The sequence below is a fragment of the Nostoc sp. genome, from assembly GCF_036917675.1.
Lineage (GTDB): Bacteria > Cyanobacteriota > Cyanobacteriia > Cyanobacteriales > Nostocaceae > Nostoc.
Window position 1 is genome coordinate 1 of sequence record NZ_JBALCT010000032.1, and the last position, 18,038, is coordinate 18,038.

Below are 18,038 nucleotides of genomic sequence, written 5' to 3' on the forward strand. Positions count from 1 at the left end.
GACCAACCTACGAATACGAAGCGATCGCGCTTGAGCCAGTCGTCTAGAACGTCAAACCACCCTCTACTGGGGGCGCGTCCAATTGCGATGGTCATTAGAGCAAATCTCCAAATGTTTATAAGTACAGGTTGTATCTGTATTATAGATGGCTATATAAAAGCCTTCCATAAGCAGAAAGTTAACTCGGTTCTTAACCAAGTTTACAATTTTTTACATACCTTTAATCATATTAGGTGCAAATCGCTAATTTTTCTAGGGGTTTTGTCATAAAAATTAATTTTTGATCTAGATGTGGTGTGGAATAGGGAGATGAGGGAGATAAAAAGAAATAATCAATGCCGAATGCCCCATGCCCAATGCCCATTTCCCTAGAATCACTCAGCTGACGCTAAAATGAGTCCACAGTTAAATTTGATTATTGCTAAATGTTTACCATCGATTTAAGCATCAGAAACACTGCTTTCCCGATCTCAGTACAACGTAAGTCAGCAGAGGATGCTGAGGCTGTCTATCAGCTAATTTTGGCAGCAATACGCTCTGGGAACCCTGACATTGTGGAACTCAAGTGCGAGGGCAAGACAGAGAAAAAAATTGCTGTCCGCGCTAGTGAAATTTCTGGGGTGCAGATTGTTCAGAAAGATGGTACAACCCCTGGTGGTGGCAGACCTCCTGGCTTTTTCGCTGTAGCTGCTGAGTAACTAAGGTTGACAAATGGCTCAAGTGGGCATTGAGGTCAAGGATTTAAATTTCAGCTGGCCAAATGGAGAGAAAGTGATCAAATCTTGCTCTTTAGAAGTACCCAAAGGTGAGTTTTGGATGCTCTTGGGTACAAATGGCAGTGGAAAATCAACGTTACTTAGATTGCTGGCGGGGCTATTAGCTCCTGAATCTGGCGAAATTCGGGTTTTGCACCCCGTTGGTTTTGTCTTCCAAAATCCGGATCATCAACTGGTGATGCCAACGGTTGGTGCTGATGTGGCTTTTGGATTGGTGGAAGAAAAGTTGCCACCTGCTGCCACCAGAGCCAGGGTTGAGGAGGCGCTAGGAGCGGTGAATTTGCTTACCCTGCAACGACGCCCTATCTATGCACTCTCTGGGGGACAGAAACAGCGAGTCGCGATCGCTGGTGCGATCGCCCGTCGCTGTGAAGTCTTATTATTAGATGAACCAACTGCTTTACTAGATCCAGATAGCCAACTGGATTTAGTTGTTGGTGTCCGCCGCCTCGTCAAAAGTCGAGGTCTTACAGCCTTGTGGGTAACGCATCGATTAGACGAGTTAAATTACTGTGATGGCGCTTTCTTACTAGAAAAAGGTTCTCTTGTTGATCGGGGTGAAGCCCAGCGCCTTAAACAACGTCTGATGGAGGTAGAAAGCGAAGCCTCTTAATTAAGTGCTGAGTGCTGAGTCATAAGTTCTGAGTAAAGTAAAAACTACTCAGGACTTTTGCGCCGAGTACATGCTTGGTCTCTTGTGAGTGGTTTTTTCACTTAGCATGAGCGTGACAACTCTCAGCGACAGCTTACGCCGAACAGAAGTTAGGTGACTTTTAACTCACCACTCTTAAATAAAGTAATGCCACGCGCTTTTTGAACAAAGGCGCATTTTAAATTAGTACGTCTATTTTAAGGTAAGTTTTATGAGCTTATCACATTTTTGTCTTGTGTAACATAGTGTTACACACAACGCATCAATTATTATAAAACTTATGAATGAATTTTGTAAACTCTAGAAAATTGTGATTAAAAACCATGCACCGTTCCTTACTCCAAGCCGTTTTGTTGGTGGACGGCTACAATATAATAGGCGCTTGGTCTTGCCTTAAAAAAACGCGTGATAGTGTTGGACTAGAGGCAGCACGGGGCGAACTTGTAGAAGCGATGACTGGTTATAGTGCGTTTCAAGGTTATGCAACTCAAATAGTTTTTGATGCCCAATATCAGAATTGCTCTAGTAATAAAGAAATTATTACTGAGCTTTTATCAGTTTATTACACTGATTTTGGGCAGACAGCAGATACTTATATTGAAAAATCTTGTGCTTCTTTTCGCCAGCAAATAGCCCAATGTTTGATTCCTCGTGTGATTGTCGCTACATCAGATCGGGCACAGCAGTTGATGATACAGGGGTATGGAGCTGAATGGTTGTCGGCACAACAACTCTGTGCTGAAGTTGAAGCTACCGTCTGCCGGATGCGACAGAAGTATCATACGCGCAAACAATCTAAGAGTAGGTTTTTAGCTAATGCCATTGATGCTAAGGCGCGGCAGCGTCTGGCTGAATTACGAATGGGATTATAGTAAATATTTAGTATTTAAAAGTCTCTGCTTAAGTTTCTGAATGGATTTGGGCTGCAAAATTTCTATAATTAAGCATTTAAAAAAATATTGGCGAAAGTACTTGCCAAATCCGATTTTTAGCCCTACTATTATAACTTGTGGGTGATCCTCAGTAGCTCAGTGGTAGAGCGATCGACTGTTAATCGATTGGTCGCTGGTTCGAATCCAGCCTGGGGAGTTTAAAAATTTTGGATTTTAAATTTTGGATTCTAGATTATCTTTTAATAATCTATGGTCGCTTGATCTGGCTGTGACATTTCTGAATCATGGTTCTTTTGGTGCTTGTCCTAAAGTAGTGCTGGCAGTTCAACAACGTCTGAGGTTGCAACTAGAACAGGAACCTCTACGCTTTTTTGGTAGGGAGTGGGAACCATTACTAGACGATGCAAGAAGTAAACTGGCGGCGTTTGTGGGTGGTGATGTCTAGGATTTGGTATTTGTCCCCAATGCGACGACTGGTGTTAACTCGGTGTTAAGGTCGCTGAGGTTTTCACCAGGGGACGAAATACTTACAACCAACCACGAATATAATGCTTGCCGCAATGCACTTGATTTTGTTGCTAGTCGCACTGGGGCGCGGGTGGTGGTGGCAATCATTGCGGCGTTAGTTAGTTTGGGATTTACCAGTACACCTGGGTAGAATAGCCATTTTAGGTACGTATATACACATCTGATATCAGTTGTTCCTTCATCCATTGAAGATGTATTGTGTTTTCGTTTGCGATACGCGCAGCGTCAAGCCAGAGGCTTATCGGCCCCGTGGTCGGATATGATTGAGTTGTGGTTGTGTACACCCACAAATCCAGAACTTTGAAAAGAATTTACAGAATATGAATTCACTCGAACCAAGCATAAGTACTGATGTCCCTGCATCCGATGTTATGCTCCAGATGATTTCTGGATTTTGGGTGTCACGGGCAATCCACGCTGCTGCTAAACTTGGTATTGCTGACTACCTCAAAGAACAGCCAAAAACAGTAGAGGAAATAGCTACAAGCACTGATACTCACGTGCCATCTTTGTACAGATTACTGCGTGCGCTTGCCAGTGTGGGTATATTTGCTGAAGATGATAATCATCGATTTGGCTTAACACCCTTGGCTGCGACGTTACAAACGGATTTTCCTGGTTCAATGCGTTTTTTTGCCATTTCCCAACTGGGACAAGAGCACTACTTAAGCTGGGATAACCTGCTACATAGCATCAAAACTGGCGAGATTGCTTTTGACCACATCGCTGGAATGAGTCTTTATGATCATTACCTTAAAAACTCCGAAGCTAGCAAGTTGTTTAATTGTGGAATGACAAGTCTAACAGCTTCCATTTTGGAAGCAATTATTTGCAGTTATGACTTTTCAGCATTCAACACTATTGTTGATGTGGGAGGAGGTCACGGCAATTTGGTGACAAGCATCCTGAAAGCTTATCCGACTGTAAAAGGCATTCTCTTTGATATACCAACGGTGCTAGAAGAAGCAAAATCTGGTCTGCAAGCACAAGGTTTTGCAGACCCTTCGGGTGACGCTCGCAAGCTCGCTAACGCTGCGCTAACGCAGTCGCCTGCGGAGGGAAACCCTCCCGCAGCACTGTCACACCGCTGCACAGTAGTGTCAGGGAACTTCTTTGAGTCAGTAACAGCAGGCGGTGATGCTTACCTTCTCAAGCACATCATTCATAACTGGGATGACGAAAAAGCGATCGCCATTCTCAAAAACTGTCATCAGGCAATGTCACAGCATGGTAAACTCCTGCTGTTTGAGACAATAATTCCTCCTGGGAATGCACCTTCTTTCGGTAAGTTGCTTGACCTGAATATGCTAGTTATGACTGATGGACACGAACGCACAGAGGAAGAATATCAAGTGCTACTGCTTCATGCTGGCTTCCAACTGACCCAAGTTATTCCAACCCCGTCACTAATTAGCGTTATTGAGGCGCTAAAAATTTAAAGGATTGGCTGAAAATTTAGCTCAACAAATTATCGAAGCTGCACGGCGATTACCCCGCAAAGTATACTTGCTTAGTCCAGATGCCGATAAACTAGCTGAAGATCCATTTCCCGCGCTGCAAACTTGGTTAACAGAAATAGAACCCAGCAACCGTAGTCAGCGATTTCTCGTCTGTCTAGATGAATATGAACGCCTGGATGAGGTACTAAAACTGGATTTTAATTTTTAGTGGTTCGCACGAGTTATGTGAACTTGACGATTACTGGAATGACTATTTAATTAACACGAGTGCTTTGCGAATGACCTATCTGCAAGAGTCAGAAGTCCGCGATTTGATTTTACATCCAGTGGAGAACTTCGCCGATATATATGAACCAACTGCTATAGAAGCAATTATCCAACTGATTCGCTGTCAGCCTTTTCTTGTTTAGTTGGGATGTTACGAGTTGGTGGAGTCGCTAAACGGCGATATTAGAAAAAACCAGGGAAATGCAGATACAGTAAAAGCCACTGCCCAAAATGTCCAAGAGATTATTCCTCAAGTGTTTACCAGAGGCGTTCAGTATTTTCGGGAATTATGGATGAGTTTAGCAGAGAGCCATGTCTACGACGCGCTACGCCTACGCTTTCTGCTTCGGCAGATATATCTACGGGGAAACTCCCAGACCGCAAGATAAAGTTAAGGCAGAAGTTGTTACAGGCTGCGCGGAATACGGAAATGTCAAGGCAGAAGTTGCTACTGTCGCAGTTTCCTGCTGTACGCAGGTAAATATTGCTTCATCACCTTTGGTTGTCGCCTAGAATAACTGTATTAAGTCATCAATGAGGATTGTAATCGCTATGACTGCAACTACCAAAAAACTGACTTTTGCAGAGTATCTTAAGTATAACGATGGCACGGATACCCAATATGAATTGGTAGATGGAGAATTAATCCCAATGAGTCTTGGCACTTGCAAGCATGGTGGCATCTCCAAGTTTTTAGAACGAAGCTTTGATGATGAAAGTGGCAAAATGGGCAAGAATTGGACGGCACAAAAGTTTTCTGTCGGAGTGCGTTCGCCACGTGGGGGACGTTGGGACACTTCACGAATTCCAGATGTGGTAGTATTACCAACACAGCAATGGGAAGCACTTTCTAATCGAGAAGCTGTAATCGAACTCAACGAAACTCCTCCGATACTAGTAGTAGAAGTCGTCAGGGAATCTACACAAACTACAGACTACCGCAGCAAGCGTTCTGAGTATGCTGTTCTCGAAATTCCTGAATACTGGATTGTTGACCCTATTCAAGATGTAGTAACAGTATGCACGCTCATAGAAGGGTTCTATGATGCTGTTGCATTCCAAGGACTTAAACGCATCATCTCTTCCACTTTTCCACAACTGGATTTGAGTGCCGAACAAGTCTTGGCAGGACGGAAGTGAACTGTCTTGAGCAAGAATTGGCACAAGGTTTACTAACTATGCAACTGGTGTCTGACACCACTACAGACACGGGCGAAGTTGCTACCGTCGCAGCTTCGTGCTGTAGTAGCTTTTTAAATTCAACTTAACTATGAAATATCACAGCCACTAGAGGCAGGAATGCCAAAAGAAAGCCATGCCAGGATTGCAATTGAGCTTCTGCGATTGGTTCTGGTGGCGCTAATAGGGCTTCGATTCTCTGTTCTAAACGATCGCCTGCACCAGAGGAACCCAATGCAGCACAGCAAATTTCCGATAAGACTGGGCTGGTACTAACCACTAATAAAAGTGATTCCGCTAACACCAAAGGATCTACCTGCAAGGCTGCATAACCGTCAGCACGGAGTTCGCGCAAAGCTAACAGTTCTTCCCACAAAGGCTCCGTATTCGGCAACCATGCAGTGCAGGAACGCACCCAACCCAGCCAGAAAAACCAGAATGTATCCCTATAATAGTGATGCCCTTGCTCATGGGCTAAGACGCTTTCTAAATGACGTGGTGAGAGAGTTTGCAATAATCCCTGGCTAACCACTAATTCTGGTTGCCAAAAACCAATTTGACCCGCAAACAACGCACCCGTTTGCAGTAACCTGGCTCGTTTATCCCCCAAGTTCACCAGAGGACAGTTACGAGCAGATTCCACCGACTGCCAACCCTGGAAGGCAAGTTTAATACATAAAATGGCAAAAAATGCCATATAAATTAATGCTAGTAAATAACTGACTGAGCCTGTATACATCCCGCCCATTTGGCCTTGAGGCCCCATGAACAGCACAGCGATCGCAGTCATGAAAATTAGCAAGGGGGGAAAGAGAAACAAAAATAGCGATCGCCCCCATCGCAGACTCCAATTGCCTTGGCGTTGATTCCAAGAGGATCTTAACCACCAGGCAACTACCAAAGCATTCAAAATCATGATCAGATGCATCATTGTTCCTCCCTGGCTTGGCGTGCAGATTCAATGCGTTTAGCGATCGCTGCTATTTGCTCACTAGCTGCTTCATCCAGACTATCAGCAAAGGCAGCAACAACATCGGGGTTCCCCACCGCCAGAAATCGCTGTAACTGATCATGAGCTTTGATGACATCTGCTTGCTGCTTACTCAGCATTGGCCGCCAATAGAATGCTCGCTCTTTCTTGTCGCAGGCTAGCCAACCTTTATCAGTGAGGCGACGTAAAACGGTGGTGACAGAAGTATACGCTAATTCGCGGTTAGGATCAGCCAGAATGCGATCGTGTACATCCTTGACTGTGGCTGAACCAAGTTCCCAGATGATATTTAAAATTTCCGCTTCCAACGGGCCTAAAGATAGTTGTTTAGGGCGGTAATCGGGTAAAGGTGCCATAAAAATTTCAATGGGGAGTGGGGAATGAGGAGTGGGGAATCAGTGAATATCTGTCTCTTTGCGGTGTAACCTTGAAGCTGTAACTTTTTCCCGATTTAGAATGTCTGTTCTTGTTTTAAATTATAAGATAGTGCAGCAAGTCTGAAAGTGTAAAAGCACAAAAATGGGCTTTTTAAATTAAAATCCCGCCCCTAATCAGCGGATTTCTTCCCCACTCCCATTCGGCTACGCTCACAGCAAGCCTACTCCCATTTATCTATTTGAATGGGTTCAATTGTGCATTTTGATGCTAAAAAATGCTCTGGGAGTAATTGAGATTATGGTTAGTGACACCAACTAGGTAGAATGTTATTTGCGGCAGTAGTATTAAAGCAGGTGTATCCAGCGCGTGAAGCTATTCGTATATCACACTCCTGAATTGACTCCAACGGATAAAGTGCCAGAATGTGCGATCGCAGTCGATGTCTTGCGAGCCACTAGCACAATAGCGACAGTTTTGGCAGCTGGAGGCGAAGCTGTACAAGTATTCAGCGATTTAGATCAGTTAATTGAAGTTAGCGAAAAATGGCCTGCCCAAAAACGTCTGCGGGCTGGAGAACGCGGCGGCGCAAAAGTAGCTGGCTTTGAGTTAGGGAACTCTCCCCTCGATTGCACAGCAGAATTGGTGCAGGGGCGGCGTTTGTTTATCAGTACCACAAATGGCACTCGTGCTTTAGAACGGATACAAGACTCCCCAAATGTATTAGCAGCAGCCTTAATTAACCGGGCGGCGGTGGTGCAATTTCTCCAAGAGCTGCAACCAGAGACAGTGTGGATTGTCGGTTCAGGTTGGGAAGGCAGTTTTTCCTTAGAGGATACAGTTTGTGCAGGTGCGATCGCTCATAGTCTTTTACAACAAACCACCTTGTCACCAGAGGAATTAGCTGGTAATGATGAAGTAATTAGTGCGATCGCTCTTTACTCTCAATGGCAAGATAACTTATTGGGATTACTTCACCAAGCTAGTCACGGACAACGATTGTTACGTCTTGAGTGTCAAGAAGATTTAAAATATTGTTCCCAAACTGATATTTTAGATGTCTTGCCCATACAACATGAAACGGGAGTTTTAAAAAGTCAAAGGAAATAGGGAAGAAACTTCGGAACGTAGATTAAATAAAATGGAAAACTTCATCCTGTCTCTAGCCTCCCTCTCCTTTATAAGGCCAGGGATTGAGGGTGAGGTAAGCCAGAGACATAAATTCTATGTTATTTAATTCTTATTCCTTAATCAACAATGCCCAATGCCCTATGCCCTATACCCAATTTTAAAATCTGTGAGCATTTGTCGAAGTCTTTGTCGCCAATGGGGGGGATAAGTTCCTAGAATTGCGGAAATTTTTCCACAAGCAAGGACCGAATAGGCTGGGCGACGGGCTGGCGTGGGATATTCGGCAGTTGTAATCGGGACAATACTTTCAACTTTCAAGGGGAAGCCTAGCTGTTGGGCTTCTTCAAAAATGGCAACGGCAAAGTCATACCAACTAGCAACACCACTATTAGTGTAGTGATAAGTGCCACTAATTTCTGGAGTTAACTGAGGAATCATCTGGGCTATGACTGCGCCTATATCTTGCGCCCAAGTCGGGCTACCAATTTGATCGGCAACAACACGGAGTTCTTGGCGTTCTGCACCTAGTCGCAGCATGGTTTTGACAAAGTTACTTTTACCAAAAATCCCATAAACCCAAGCAGTGCGGAGGATGAGGTGATGGGCGCAAGTTTCCCGAATTGCTTCTTCTCCAGCGAGTTTGGTTTTACCATAAACACTCAACGGATTAGTCGCATAGGTTTCCTGGTAAGGGTTACACGCATTGCCATCAAAAACATAATCGGTCGAAATATGAATTAGAAAAGCTCCTAACTTTTGACTTTCTTGGGCAATAATTAGGGGTGCAGTAGCATTAATAGCGGTAGCAAGTTCGGGTTCGCTTTCGGCTTTGTCTACAGCAGTGTAAGCTGCGGCATTAATGATGATTTGCGGTTGCTTGGATCTGATAACGTTGCGAAGAGTATCGGGTTGGGCAAGGTCTACTGTTGGACGTGCTACTGAGATAATATTGCCGTAGTCTGGGAGAATTTGTTGCAGTTCCTTACCCACTTGACCATTGCTACCAATCAGCAAAATTGATTTACTCATCCTAATTAGTTCTCGAACCTAACGCAATCATCAAGCTTAATCAAATACTTCAGCAGTTCTCAAAGGTTTCCCGGCTTGGTCTTTAGCTGATAAAATCGGTGGCGTACTCAGAGGCCAATCTATCGCTAAATCTGGATCGTTCCATAAGATTGTGCGATCGCCTTGGGGCGCGTAGTAATCTGTAGTTTTGTAGAGAACTTCAGCTATTTCTGACAGCACGAGAAAGCCGTGAGCAAAGCCTGGTGGTATCCACAGTAGGCGTTTGTTCTCAGCACTGAGTTCATAACCCACCCATTTACCAAATGTAGTCGAACTTTTTCTAATATCTACGGCTACGTCAAAGATAGTGCCAACAATAGCCCGGACAAGTTTACCTTGGGGTTGTTGGATTTGGTAGTGCAATCCACGCAGGACGTTTTGTTTAGAGTAGGAGTGGTTATCTTGGACAAAGTTGGCAACAATACCAGTCTCTTGGGCAAATTTTCGGTCGTTGTAGGATTCAAAGAAGAAACCGCGATCGTCTGCAAATATTTGGGGATCGAGTTGTATAACTTCGGGAATTTTGGTATGTACAATGCTCATTAATATTATTTCGAGTAATTTGCCACAGTGTTAATTGTGAGAGTAATTTAATGCTTGTATTTTACAGCTAGTAGGTAACACTTCGACTGTGGCTTTTCCTGTTTTTAAGAAGTAAATCACGTTAGTTCAATTTGACAGTCATCGCCAATTAGAAATCGCAAGGCTTTGGGGCGACGGGGCGCAAGAGTCAATTGTGCCCTTTGCCCAATCACACTATCAATAATGCGCTGATGAATTCCGACAATTTTAGCAGCTTCTAAAATTACACTGTGTTCTAAATCGGTATCAATGAGTGTGGCATTGTTAGCAATGCTACTATAAGGGCCAATAAAGCAGTTTTCTAAATGACAATTACTACCAATGATTACTGGCCCGCGAATTGTGCAGTTAATTACTTTAGATTTTGCACCGATTTGGACTCGTCCAATAATCTGACTTTGGGCATCGACTTCGCCGAGAATTGATTTTGTCAAATAGGTGTCGAGAATTAATCGGTTAGCTTCTAATAAGTCATCTTTTTTACCAGTGTCTAGCCACCAGCCTTGGAGATTATAGGCTAAAACTTGCTTTTTCTGATTAATCAGGTATTGAATAGCATCAGTGATTTCTAGTTCGCCTCTGGTGGAAGGTTGGATATTTGCGATCGCATCATAGATGAGGTGAGAAAAGAAATAAACTCCTACCAGTGCCAGATTTGAAGGAGGAACTTTGGGTTTTTCAATTAATTGTAATACCCGTCCTGTTTCGTCTACCTGAGCCACACCAAAGGCGCTAGGATTGGCAACCGAACGTAAGAGAATCAAAGCATCTGGCTGTTGTTGGCTAAATTGTTGCAGAAAGTAACGTAACTCACCTAGTTGAATCAGGTTATCGCCCAAGTACATGACAAAGGAAGAATCACCTAAAAAGGGACGGGCGATTTCGACGGCGTGAGCAAGTCCAAGTGGCTGGTTTTGTATGATATAGGTGATGTTAGCTCGAAAGTATTCCCCATTTCCGGTTTTCGCTTGGACTTCTGCTCCAGTTTCCGGACTGATGATGATGCCAATATCAGTAATACCGGTAGCGACCATTTCTTCAATGCCATACCATAAAACAGGTTTATTAGCAACTGGTACAAGTTGTTTTGCCCCACTGTAGGTGAGGGGACGTAGGCGTGTACCTTTGCCGCCAGACAGAATTAGTGCTTTCATAAGGATTGAGGATTAGTTATAAGTCATTAGTCAAGATAATCTGAAATCTGGACAAAATCCCAAATCCTGGCATCTAATCTGGCGTTAATTTATCTTTTATAAGTAGCGGGATAAAACTTCGATGGTTGCTTTTCCTGTTTTTTCCCAACTGAATTGTTGAGAGTGAGTGATACCTTGGCTAGAAAGGCGCGATCGCAATGCCGAATCAGTTGCAATAACCTGCATCGCCTCTGTAATTTCTCCGGTGTTGTAGGGATTGATCAGAATCGCCGCATCACCAGCCACTTCTGGTAAGGAAGAGAGATTGGAGGTAATGACGGGAGTACCACAAGCCATTGCTTCCAGGACAGGTAAACCAAAACCTTCCCAGAGACTGGGGAAAACCAGAGCGATCGCTTGATTGATTATTTTTGGTAATTCGCCCTCAGGAATATAGTCGAGGAACTTCACCTGATGAGTTATACCTAGTTTCTCTACTTGGGCTTTTAAAACTGGAGTATAACGGCGATCGCTTGGTCCTGCTAACCAAAGTTCATAGTCTTGGCGGTTAGGTAGTGCGGCAAAGGCCGTAATTAAGCGTTCAAGATTTTTGTGAGGATTATGCCGTCCTAAATAGAGGAAATAATTTTGCGTTGGTAAATCCAAAAAACGAAACTTTTCGCTGTCGTATGCTAGTGAAATCGCAGTTATTTTGTCTTCGGTAACTCCCAAAAATTTCCTTAAATCTTCAGCAGTTGCCATTGAATCACAAATAACGTGCTTTGATTGTCTTATTACAGCACGAATATAATAGCTGCAATAAAGTCGCTGCGTTATAGAAAACCATTGTGGAAATCTTAAAGGAATTAAATCATGAACAGTAACGACATAAGAACAGGAAGAAAATAGAGGAGCCTCTGGGATAGGACAAAATAGTAATGTAGACTTCATCTGTCGATATAGATTTGGCAGTTTCAATTGCGTCCATAGCAGACGCTTTAAATGCCCTTTCATCCCAAAATCCGTCGTCATATCTGGTGGCGACTGATGACATTTAATACCAGAAATTTCAATTGGACTTAATACGTCAATATCTAAATTTTTTAGCTCTTTTAATAAATTTAGACTATAACTTAACCAACCGGTTGGTTGAGTTGGAGCAAAAGATAAATTTGCTAGAATAGGCATAATAAAATCATTGTATTATTAATTAGATACAGATACTTGAACAGCCAATTTTTTCTATGTAAATAACAAAATAATAATTTTTATACTGTTAGGATTAGCTGTAGTTACAAATTCGCCAAAGAATTTATAAAAAAGATATATACGTAATAGTAATTGTTCCCACAAAGGGCGATGTTTTTGATAGTAATAAATCTGGCTACGTCTGTATTCAATAGCCATTATATTTGCAGCCTTTTGAATCGAATATCCTTTCAAATGAATCAAAGATACATGAGGCGTGTAGATAATTTTATATCCTTGAGTCTGTGCTCTTTGACATAAGTCTGATTCTTCAAAATACATGAAAAAGTTTTCATCAAATCCACCTAATTGATAAAATAAACTTGAGCGAATAAAAAAAGCTGCCCCTACAACAATATCGGCCTCTTGAATTTCTTGGAATTTCTGCTCAGTCAAACTTACATTAGAGCTTTTCCGATAATCTCGATGCAGCCGTCGAGCTTGATATTCCCCTTTAATTCCTAATGCTGGCGAAACAGAAATTTGTAAGCTTCCATCTAGGTTTAGTAATTTTGGCCCAATAATTCCTATCTGTGGATCTGCTTGTATTAGCTCAATTAAATGAGGGAGAATATTATTGGTAAATATCGTATCCGTATTTAATAATAGTAAAAACTCTCCAGTGGCAAATTTCGCTCCTATATTATTTCCTGCTCCAAAACCACGATTTTTGGATTCTCTAATTAACCGAACTTCAGAAAATTTTTCTGTAATTAATTCAACACTACCATCGGTAGAGGCATTGTCTACCACAATAACTTCGTAGTTAGGTATATCAATAACTTTTTTTATAGAGCTTAAGCAATCTGGTAAAACTTCTGCTCCATTATAGTTAACTAGAATAATTGATATAGAGATAGGTTCCTGCTGATTCATTTATTTTAACTCAGGCTTGCCTACCTGATATTTGGTAAATAATGTTAGTTACTGGTACACTGAAAAATTAAAACTTTGGCTAAATCTAGGTTGTTATAAAAGATTATGTACTCACTTGAAAGTTAAACAGTTTACATAAAGAACTTTAATTTATTCATAATAAATTTTTTGAAGCTATTTAATATTTTTATAATATCTTTAAATCTTAATTTTTTTAACTTTAAGGCAGGTTTTTCAATGAATTCATAACTGAGGACAGATAGTATAATAGCCACTAATATAGATAGTAAAAAGTATACTATGAAACCTCTTTTATGCAAACCAAAGAATGCCAGCATTTGTTCTACAGGAGATGAGTAAATGTACAAACCATAAGAGAAATCTCCATACTTATCGAAATTCCTAAAAGGAAGTTTAAATGCTAACCAAAATAAGATATAGGGAAGAGTAAAAGGTGCAACTAAATTATAGGATTTATCGTTAATTGACACTACAATCAATATTACTGATAGTACAAAAAACCTATTATTAAAAACTATTTTTTCTTTATACAGAAAGTAGAGACAGCCAGCCAAGAAGTAAATTAATAGCTTTAAAAGGTATATATCTGAGAAATATGGTATTATTTTGCTAGCTATACCGGGAACTGCAAGATCAAAAACAAACATTAAGCATAAAAACAAAAATAGATAAAGTACAATTTTCTTGTAAAAATTGAAAATCCCTACTACTCCTAATATAGCTACAAAAAGATAAAATTTAAATTCGTATACTAATGTCCATAAAGAAACATTAAAAAATATCGGATATGGAACATCTTTTACAAAAAGATTACCAATACCAGATTGCTTGATATCCAACAAAAAATTTGCTGACAAGTATGTTAAAGGATTCTGTATCTGGGTTTGAAAATAACCATTTAAATGGCCATTTTCAAAAAGATAAATCAGCGGTGCAAAAATTAATACTGTTACCAGTAAGCAAACCCAGTATCCCGGAAATATTCGTAAAATTCTATGCCACAGAAAACGCCATACAGAGGAAGTTGTAGTATAGCTGCGGGTAATTAAAAAGCCACTTAAGATAAAAAAACTTGTGACAGCAAAACTCCCATAATCCTCTTGTGCTTGTGGGCTTCCAAAAAGTTTTGCTGAAGCAAAACCACCTAGAGGATGGCAATGTGAGAAAACTACTAAACTTGCCAAAGCAAACCTCAGAAAACCAAAGTTATTGCTTTTTGGGTCGAATGCATCATTGAGATAAATAGTATTAATATTATGAAAAGCCATAGTATTCAGTCCTTATAGTATATAGCAATCCTAAATCATTTGTGAGCAAGAAAGTCGCTGAAATGCTTATAGATACATACTTTGTATCTACGTATTTTCTCACGCTTCAATTCGGATTGCTATAGTAAAATAATCGATACTGCGATGGGTTGCTGCTGGTTCATTTATTTTGTTTGGATATTATTATTTTCATCATGTATTGACAAAGTTTTAAATAGATGGGTTTTAACTTTTTTAATGTCAAATAAAAACTTAAGAATCCAAATTCGTAGGGTTCTACCTTCATAACCGTAATTGTTTCGCCAACTTTGGTAGCAGAGCTTGAGAATACCTAAACCAAAATCTAATCGTAGAGTATCAAAAGGATTAGCTTGGCTTGAATTCGTTTCAATCTGAAAACGATCAAAAAGTGCTTTACTTAAGTTATAATGAAATAAATAGCTCTCACCCGTAATTCGATATTTATTACTAGCCCATATCATGAGTTCAGTGTATATACTACCAGCATTTTCCACTACCCCAACTGTATTAGAACTGTGAATTCTATAACGGATTAATGGTTGACGAATATGGCTTATTTTACCTTTTTGAATTGCAACCAAAGCTACCCACCAGTCGTGATGCCAACCAATTTTATGTTGGGGAAAGGGAAGAATATAGGGTATCAGAGAAGTACAAAATAATAAAGAGCATCCTGTTACCACATTGCGAAGTAATAACAATTCTACTGTAGCTTTTTCAGGATTACGTCCTTCAAAATCCCAGGTAGAAGGATGAATAGTTTCGTCGTGACTATTGATAAGCTTCAGATCAGAATGAACCAAAAGCACTTGTTTAGAACGTAGTTCTGCCAGCAATATTTCTAATTTTTCTGCTTCCCAAATATCATCTTGATCTGAAAAGGCGATCGCTGTAATTGTAGGATCTTGAGCACAGTATTTCAAACCACGCTCAAAGTTATAATAATGTTTAAGATTATCGCTATGAAAATGACAGATAAATCGTGAATCATTTTCAACAAGTTTTTTAATTTCAGCTTGATATTTAGGTTGGGAACAGTCATCAACAATATAACAAATCCAGTTTTGCCAAGTTTGGTTTTGAATAGACTCGATCTGTTTCTGGAAATATTCAACATGAGGATTATATGTCGCTAAAACAATGCCAATTTTTTCTTGATGCTGCATTTTAGTTAAAATTATAAGTTTGACATGACAAGATATGCAATTTTTCCAAAAGTATTGCTCTGATCCAAACAGAGTAGAACGTGGGCAGGACTAAAATTAAATTTCCTAAGCATCAATCATTTGTATTTACTCATTTTGTCCGGAACCAATAATTTTCTTAAATTTAAACCACAGTTTCCTCATTTGCCAAAACTTGCTACTTTCCATTGCTGCAATTATCATTTTTAAACGATAAATTTCTGATTTTGCCAGATTAATCTGAGCATCTACTTTATCCAATTCGGTATGAGTAGTTTCCAAATCTATTTGCATTTCCTGCAGTTGTGTACCAACTAAAAATCCGAAGATTGTATCCAAATCGTCGTATTTTTTTATTAAACGGGCAAACTTTTTATGAAAATATTTTGCTATATTTGCCATATATTTCCTCGTAGTATGAATTTGAGAAGAAGCATGACATCTATAAGATGCTACAATTTTGGCAACTAGCTTACAGCTATAGTTAGACATTCCTAACTTTAACCACAAATCGTAATCTTCCCATCCATACCAGCCATATTCAATTAATTCAGTAGAATAGCCACCTAGTTTAATAACAACTTCTTTATCAAACATTGCCATAGCATCAATATATGGTGCTCTAACTAACTCCCGGATATCCCACTCATAACAGGAAAAAAAGCCTAATGCTTCTTTAGTAATATTTTCAAATTTATTTATGATGCCGTAAGTAGCTGCATAATTAGAATCTTTGATCGCATTGTATAACGCGGTTAAACAATTCGGGTAAATCCAGTTGTCAGCATCCATCATAAACACATAGGGTGCGCGAGCAAGTTTTAGTCCTATGTTTCTAGCATCACTTGTACCAGTATTGAAAGCTTTACTAATTAAACAAATTGGAATGTCAGACTCAGCAAGATATTGCTTAACTAAGTTCTGAGAATTATCTGTTGAACAGTCATCAACCACTAAAATGTCAAACCCTTGTGGTAAACCAGAAACATTAGATTTACAGATACTATTTAAACATTCATATATGTATTCAGAATAGTTAAATAGTGTGATTACTACAGTTACACTTGGTGCTGTAGATTCTTTATATGCAGAGTTGGCTTCACACACCCAAGGATTATTGCCTAAAAATCCCGATAATTTGGCTACTTGTAAACGGCTAATTAAAGAATTTCTGCGTACCTCTAAACTATCAAATTGCATTTTTCACCTCAACAATTTTAAATTATTTTAAAATATTATAACCTATTTATTTTACCGATCAAAGAATTACAGACTATCTGTGCAGTGTAATTATTTATGACAAATTCGTAAGCTTCTTTAGTGATTTGGTATCTAGCATTTTCATTTTCTAGATAATACTTACAATGTTCAATAATATCTTCAGTTTCGCTCATCACGAGATGCTTTCCACTCACTAAGGGTTCAATATAATCACTTCGTTCAGAAACTATTAGACAATGATTACCAATAGCCATTAAAACCCGATGCCATTCAAAATAAGTTCTATGAGCGAAGTGAATATTTAGTATAATCTTGCTAGAATCTAATAATTCATTTCGCTTCTTTCCTGAATAAAATCCAGGAGTGTTTTTCAAGTTCGGTTGATCGATTCTTGTCATAATAAAATGACAATTATATTCACTAAAAAAATCAGCGTTTTTAGATAAAAACATTTCTCTTTTTGGTGATTGTGAACCGATAAATAAAATATCTATTGGTTTTGATAAGTCACTCTTATTTTCTGCTTTAAAAAATAAATCTTCATAACCTAAAGGAGTGTGAATAGCTGGAACACCACGGTTATTAAATTCTTGAACTCCTTGTTTATTTATATCAAATACACCTTTAGCATCTTTAGCTGGGTTATAAGCAATTTCAAACCAAGTACTACCTGGTTGTTCAACATTTAAAACATAAACGTTTTTAGTAACTTTTAAGACTTTCGATGTAGATAATGCTTTCTCAAGATATAGCGGGTAAAATTCATGAGGAGCAACCACAATTTGAATTAAATTATCTTCTACCCTTGTCGAGGGTATTTTATCCACAAGCAATTCTACTGAAAGACCGCTTTTTTTAAAGCCTTCAGCAAATATTTCGCCAATTTCAGTCATAAACTGATTGCCTAACGATGTGATAAATAACTTAACTGCATTTATATTTTGAGATATTAACATTTTTCTACGTCTGTAATGAGAGCGACAAACTAAAATTTGGTTTTAAGTTATTATTTAATTTTATCGTTTGTGATAACTTAAATAAAAGCTACCGTAACTTCTAGAATTAAGTTTTATCTACTGCACTTACGCGAATTTATCTTTTATCTCTTGAATCTAGAATTATAATTATAATTAGTATTTTTATCTTCTACTGATTTAAAATCAA

The 18,038-nt window shown here is 39.6% G+C and carries 21 protein-coding genes, 1 tRNA gene and 1 pseudogene; 12 read left to right on the forward strand and 11 right to left on the reverse strand.

What is annotated here, in order from left to right; genetic code table 11:
• The first annotated feature begins 425 nt into the window (after positions 1-425).
• The 11 genes and pseudogenes from V7K31_RS10865 (at position 426) to V7K31_RS10915 (ending at position 5,844) form a co-directional block, all read left to right on the forward strand.
• Positions 426-698 carry a hypothetical protein gene (locus tag V7K31_RS10865; protein WP_012410874.1) on the forward strand — a complete coding sequence of 91 codons (273 nt, stop codon included), beginning with the start codon at positions 426-428 and terminating at the stop codon, positions 696-698.
• Between the two features lie 13 nt (positions 699-711).
• Positions 712-1,389, forward strand: a complete 678-nt coding sequence (locus V7K31_RS10870; protein ID WP_335094312.1) for an ABC transporter ATP-binding protein — start codon at positions 712-714, stop codon at positions 1,387-1,389.
• A gap of 362 nt (positions 1,390-1,751) precedes the next feature.
• Positions 1,752-2,300 carry an NYN domain-containing protein gene (locus V7K31_RS10875; protein ID WP_335094313.1) on the forward strand — a complete coding sequence of 183 codons (549 nt, stop codon included), beginning with the start codon at positions 1,752-1,754 and terminating at the stop codon, positions 2,298-2,300.
• A gap of 145 nt (positions 2,301-2,445) precedes the next feature.
• Positions 2,446-2,517 (forward strand) — tRNA-Asn (locus tag V7K31_RS10880).
• A 21-nt stretch (positions 2,518-2,538) separates the two neighbouring features.
• Positions 2,539-2,937, forward strand: a pseudogene (locus V7K31_RS10885) (aminotransferase class V-fold PLP-dependent enzyme); the annotation flags it as partial.
• A gap of 232 nt (positions 2,938-3,169) precedes the next feature.
• The gene (locus V7K31_RS10890; protein ID WP_335094314.1) at positions 3,170-4,288 is read left to right on the forward strand and encodes a methyltransferase; all 1,119 of its coding nucleotides are present in this window, start codon (positions 3,170-3,172) and stop codon (positions 4,286-4,288) included.
• Between the two features lie 4 nt (positions 4,289-4,292).
• The gene (locus tag V7K31_RS10895) at positions 4,293-4,517 is read left to right on the forward strand and encodes a hypothetical protein (protein WP_335094315.1); all 225 of its coding nucleotides are present in this window, start codon (positions 4,293-4,295) and stop codon (positions 4,515-4,517) included.
• Between the two features lie 70 nt (positions 4,518-4,587).
• The gene (locus tag V7K31_RS10900) at positions 4,588-4,719 is read left to right on the forward strand and encodes a hypothetical protein (RefSeq protein WP_335094317.1); all 132 of its coding nucleotides are present in this window, start codon (positions 4,588-4,590) and stop codon (positions 4,717-4,719) included.
• A 169-nt stretch (positions 4,720-4,888) separates the two neighbouring features.
• Positions 4,889-5,089, forward strand: a complete 201-nt coding sequence (locus tag V7K31_RS10905) for a hypothetical protein (RefSeq protein WP_335094319.1) — start codon at positions 4,889-4,891, stop codon at positions 5,087-5,089.
• Between the two features lie 39 nt (positions 5,090-5,128).
• Positions 5,129-5,716 (forward strand): Uma2 family endonuclease, encoded by a 588-nt coding sequence (locus V7K31_RS10910; RefSeq protein WP_335094321.1) that lies wholly within the window; start codon positions 5,129-5,131, stop codon positions 5,714-5,716.
• On the forward strand, positions 5,713-5,844 hold the full coding sequence (locus V7K31_RS10915; RefSeq protein WP_335094322.1) for a hypothetical protein: 132 nt from the start codon (positions 5,713-5,715) through the stop codon (positions 5,842-5,844). The genes V7K31_RS10910 and V7K31_RS10915 overlap by 4 nt, the downstream gene beginning before the upstream one ends.
• On the opposite strand, the gene V7K31_RS10920 is transcribed toward V7K31_RS10915, so the two are convergent.
• Both V7K31_RS10920 and V7K31_RS10925 read right to left on the reverse strand, forming a co-directional pair.
• Positions 5,841-6,683 (reverse strand): M56 family metallopeptidase, encoded by an 843-nt coding sequence (locus tag V7K31_RS10920; RefSeq protein ID WP_335094386.1) that lies wholly within the window; start codon positions 6,681-6,683, stop codon positions 5,841-5,843. The two genes, V7K31_RS10915 and V7K31_RS10920, sit on opposite strands and share 4 nt — an antisense overlap.
• Positions 6,683-7,102: a BlaI/MecI/CopY family transcriptional regulator gene (locus tag V7K31_RS10925; protein ID WP_335094324.1), complete on the reverse strand. Its 420-nt coding sequence runs from the start codon at positions 7,100-7,102 to the stop codon at positions 6,683-6,685. Before V7K31_RS10925 ends, V7K31_RS10920 begins: the two co-directional genes overlap by 1 nt.
• Positions 7,103-7,490: 388 nt before the next feature.
• On the opposite strand from V7K31_RS10925, the gene V7K31_RS10930 reads away from it, so the two are divergent.
• On the forward strand, positions 7,491-8,231 hold the full coding sequence (locus tag V7K31_RS10930) for a 2-phosphosulfolactate phosphatase family protein (RefSeq protein WP_335094325.1): 741 nt from the start codon (positions 7,491-7,493) through the stop codon (positions 8,229-8,231).
• A gap of 159 nt (positions 8,232-8,390) precedes the next feature.
• Here V7K31_RS10930 and rfbD read toward each other — a convergent pair whose 3' ends face one another.
• The 9 genes from rfbD to V7K31_RS10975 all read right to left on the reverse strand — a co-directional run bounded on the left by rfbD (position 8,391) and on the right by V7K31_RS10975 (position 17,767).
• A complete protein-coding gene (gene rfbD, locus V7K31_RS10935; RefSeq protein ID WP_335094327.1) occupies positions 8,391-9,281 on the reverse strand; it encodes a dTDP-4-dehydrorhamnose reductase in 891 nt (296 codons plus the stop codon).
• Positions 9,282-9,317: 36 nt separating this feature from the next.
• On the reverse strand, positions 9,318-9,863 hold the full coding sequence (gene rfbC, locus V7K31_RS10940) for a dTDP-4-dehydrorhamnose 3,5-epimerase (protein WP_335094328.1): 546 nt from the start codon (positions 9,861-9,863) through the stop codon (positions 9,318-9,320).
• Between the two features lie 116 nt (positions 9,864-9,979).
• Entirely contained in the window at positions 9,980-11,056 is a 1,077-nt protein-coding gene (locus V7K31_RS10945) for a glucose-1-phosphate thymidylyltransferase (protein WP_335094330.1), read from the reverse strand.
• A gap of 96 nt (positions 11,057-11,152) precedes the next feature.
• Positions 11,153-12,223 carry a glycosyltransferase family 4 protein gene (locus tag V7K31_RS10950; protein ID WP_335094331.1) on the reverse strand — a complete coding sequence of 357 codons (1,071 nt, stop codon included), beginning with the start codon at positions 12,221-12,223 and terminating at the stop codon, positions 11,153-11,155.
• A 54-nt stretch (positions 12,224-12,277) separates the two neighbouring features.
• The gene (locus tag V7K31_RS10955) at positions 12,278-13,159 is read right to left on the reverse strand and encodes a glycosyltransferase family 2 protein (protein ID WP_335094332.1); all 882 of its coding nucleotides are present in this window, start codon (positions 13,157-13,159) and stop codon (positions 12,278-12,280) included.
• Positions 13,160-13,290: 131 nt separating this feature from the next.
• The gene (locus V7K31_RS10960) at positions 13,291-14,448 is read right to left on the reverse strand and encodes an acyltransferase family protein (protein ID WP_335094333.1); all 1,158 of its coding nucleotides are present in this window, start codon (positions 14,446-14,448) and stop codon (positions 13,291-13,293) included.
• A gap of 164 nt (positions 14,449-14,612) precedes the next feature.
• Positions 14,613-15,635 (reverse strand): glycosyltransferase family 2 protein, encoded by a 1,023-nt coding sequence (locus V7K31_RS10965; RefSeq protein WP_335094334.1) that lies wholly within the window; start codon positions 15,633-15,635, stop codon positions 14,613-14,615.
• 126 nt (positions 15,636-15,761) lie between these two features.
• Positions 15,762-16,853 carry a glycosyltransferase family 2 protein gene (locus V7K31_RS10970; RefSeq protein WP_335094335.1) on the reverse strand — a complete coding sequence of 364 codons (1,092 nt, stop codon included), beginning with the start codon at positions 16,851-16,853 and terminating at the stop codon, positions 15,762-15,764.
• Positions 16,854-16,888: 35 nt separating this feature from the next.
• Positions 16,889-17,767, reverse strand: coding sequence for a glycosyltransferase (locus V7K31_RS10975; RefSeq protein WP_335094336.1), 879 nt, complete (start codon positions 17,765-17,767; stop codon positions 16,889-16,891).
• Positions 17,768-18,038 lie beyond the last annotated feature (271 nt).

Coding starts and splice junctions, on each gene's coding strand:
- V7K31_RS10865 (WP_012410874.1), top strand. CDS start 426: ATGTTTACCATCGATTTAAGCATCAGAAACACTGCTTTCCCGATCTCA.
- V7K31_RS10870 (WP_335094312.1), top strand. CDS start 712: ATGGCTCAAGTGGGCATTGAGGTCAAGGATTTAAATTTCAGCTGGCCA.
- V7K31_RS10875 (WP_335094313.1), top strand. CDS start 1,752: ATGCACCGTTCCTTACTCCAAGCCGTTTTGTTGGTGGACGGCTACAAT.
- V7K31_RS10890 (WP_335094314.1), top strand. CDS start 3,170: ATGAATTCACTCGAACCAAGCATAAGTACTGATGTCCCTGCATCCGAT.
- V7K31_RS10900 (WP_335094317.1), top strand. CDS start 4,588: ATGACCTATCTGCAAGAGTCAGAAGTCCGCGATTTGATTTTACATCCA.
- V7K31_RS10905 (WP_335094319.1), top strand. CDS start 4,889: ATGTCTACGACGCGCTACGCCTACGCTTTCTGCTTCGGCAGATATATC.
- V7K31_RS10910 (WP_335094321.1), top strand. CDS start 5,129: ATGACTGCAACTACCAAAAAACTGACTTTTGCAGAGTATCTTAAGTAT.
- V7K31_RS10920 (WP_335094386.1), bottom strand. CDS start 6,683: ATGCATCTGATCATGATTTTGAATGCTTTGGTAGTTGCCTGGTGGTTA.
- V7K31_RS10925 (WP_335094324.1), bottom strand. CDS start 7,102: ATGGCACCTTTACCCGATTACCGCCCTAAACAACTATCTTTAGGCCCG.
- rfbD (WP_335094327.1), bottom strand. CDS start 9,281: ATGAGTAAATCAATTTTGCTGATTGGTAGCAATGGTCAAGTGGGTAAG.
- rfbC (WP_335094328.1), bottom strand. CDS start 9,863: ATGAGCATTGTACATACCAAAATTCCCGAAGTTATACAACTCGATCCC.
- V7K31_RS10945 (WP_335094330.1), bottom strand. CDS start 11,056: ATGAAAGCACTAATTCTGTCTGGCGGCAAAGGTACACGCCTACGTCCC.
- V7K31_RS10950 (WP_335094331.1), bottom strand. CDS start 12,223: ATGCCTATTCTAGCAAATTTATCTTTTGCTCCAACTCAACCAACCGGT.
- V7K31_RS10955 (WP_335094332.1), bottom strand. CDS start 13,159: ATGAATCAGCAGGAACCTATCTCTATATCAATTATTCTAGTTAACTAT.
- V7K31_RS10960 (WP_335094333.1), bottom strand. CDS start 14,448: ATGGCTTTTCATAATATTAATACTATTTATCTCAATGATGCATTCGAC.
- V7K31_RS10965 (WP_335094334.1), bottom strand. CDS start 15,635: ATGCAGCATCAAGAAAAAATTGGCATTGTTTTAGCGACATATAATCCT.
- V7K31_RS10970 (WP_335094335.1), bottom strand. CDS start 16,853: ATGCAATTTGATAGTTTAGAGGTACGCAGAAATTCTTTAATTAGCCGT.
- V7K31_RS10975 (WP_335094336.1), bottom strand. CDS start 17,767: ATGACTGAAATTGGCGAAATATTTGCTGAAGGCTTTAAAAAAAGCGGT.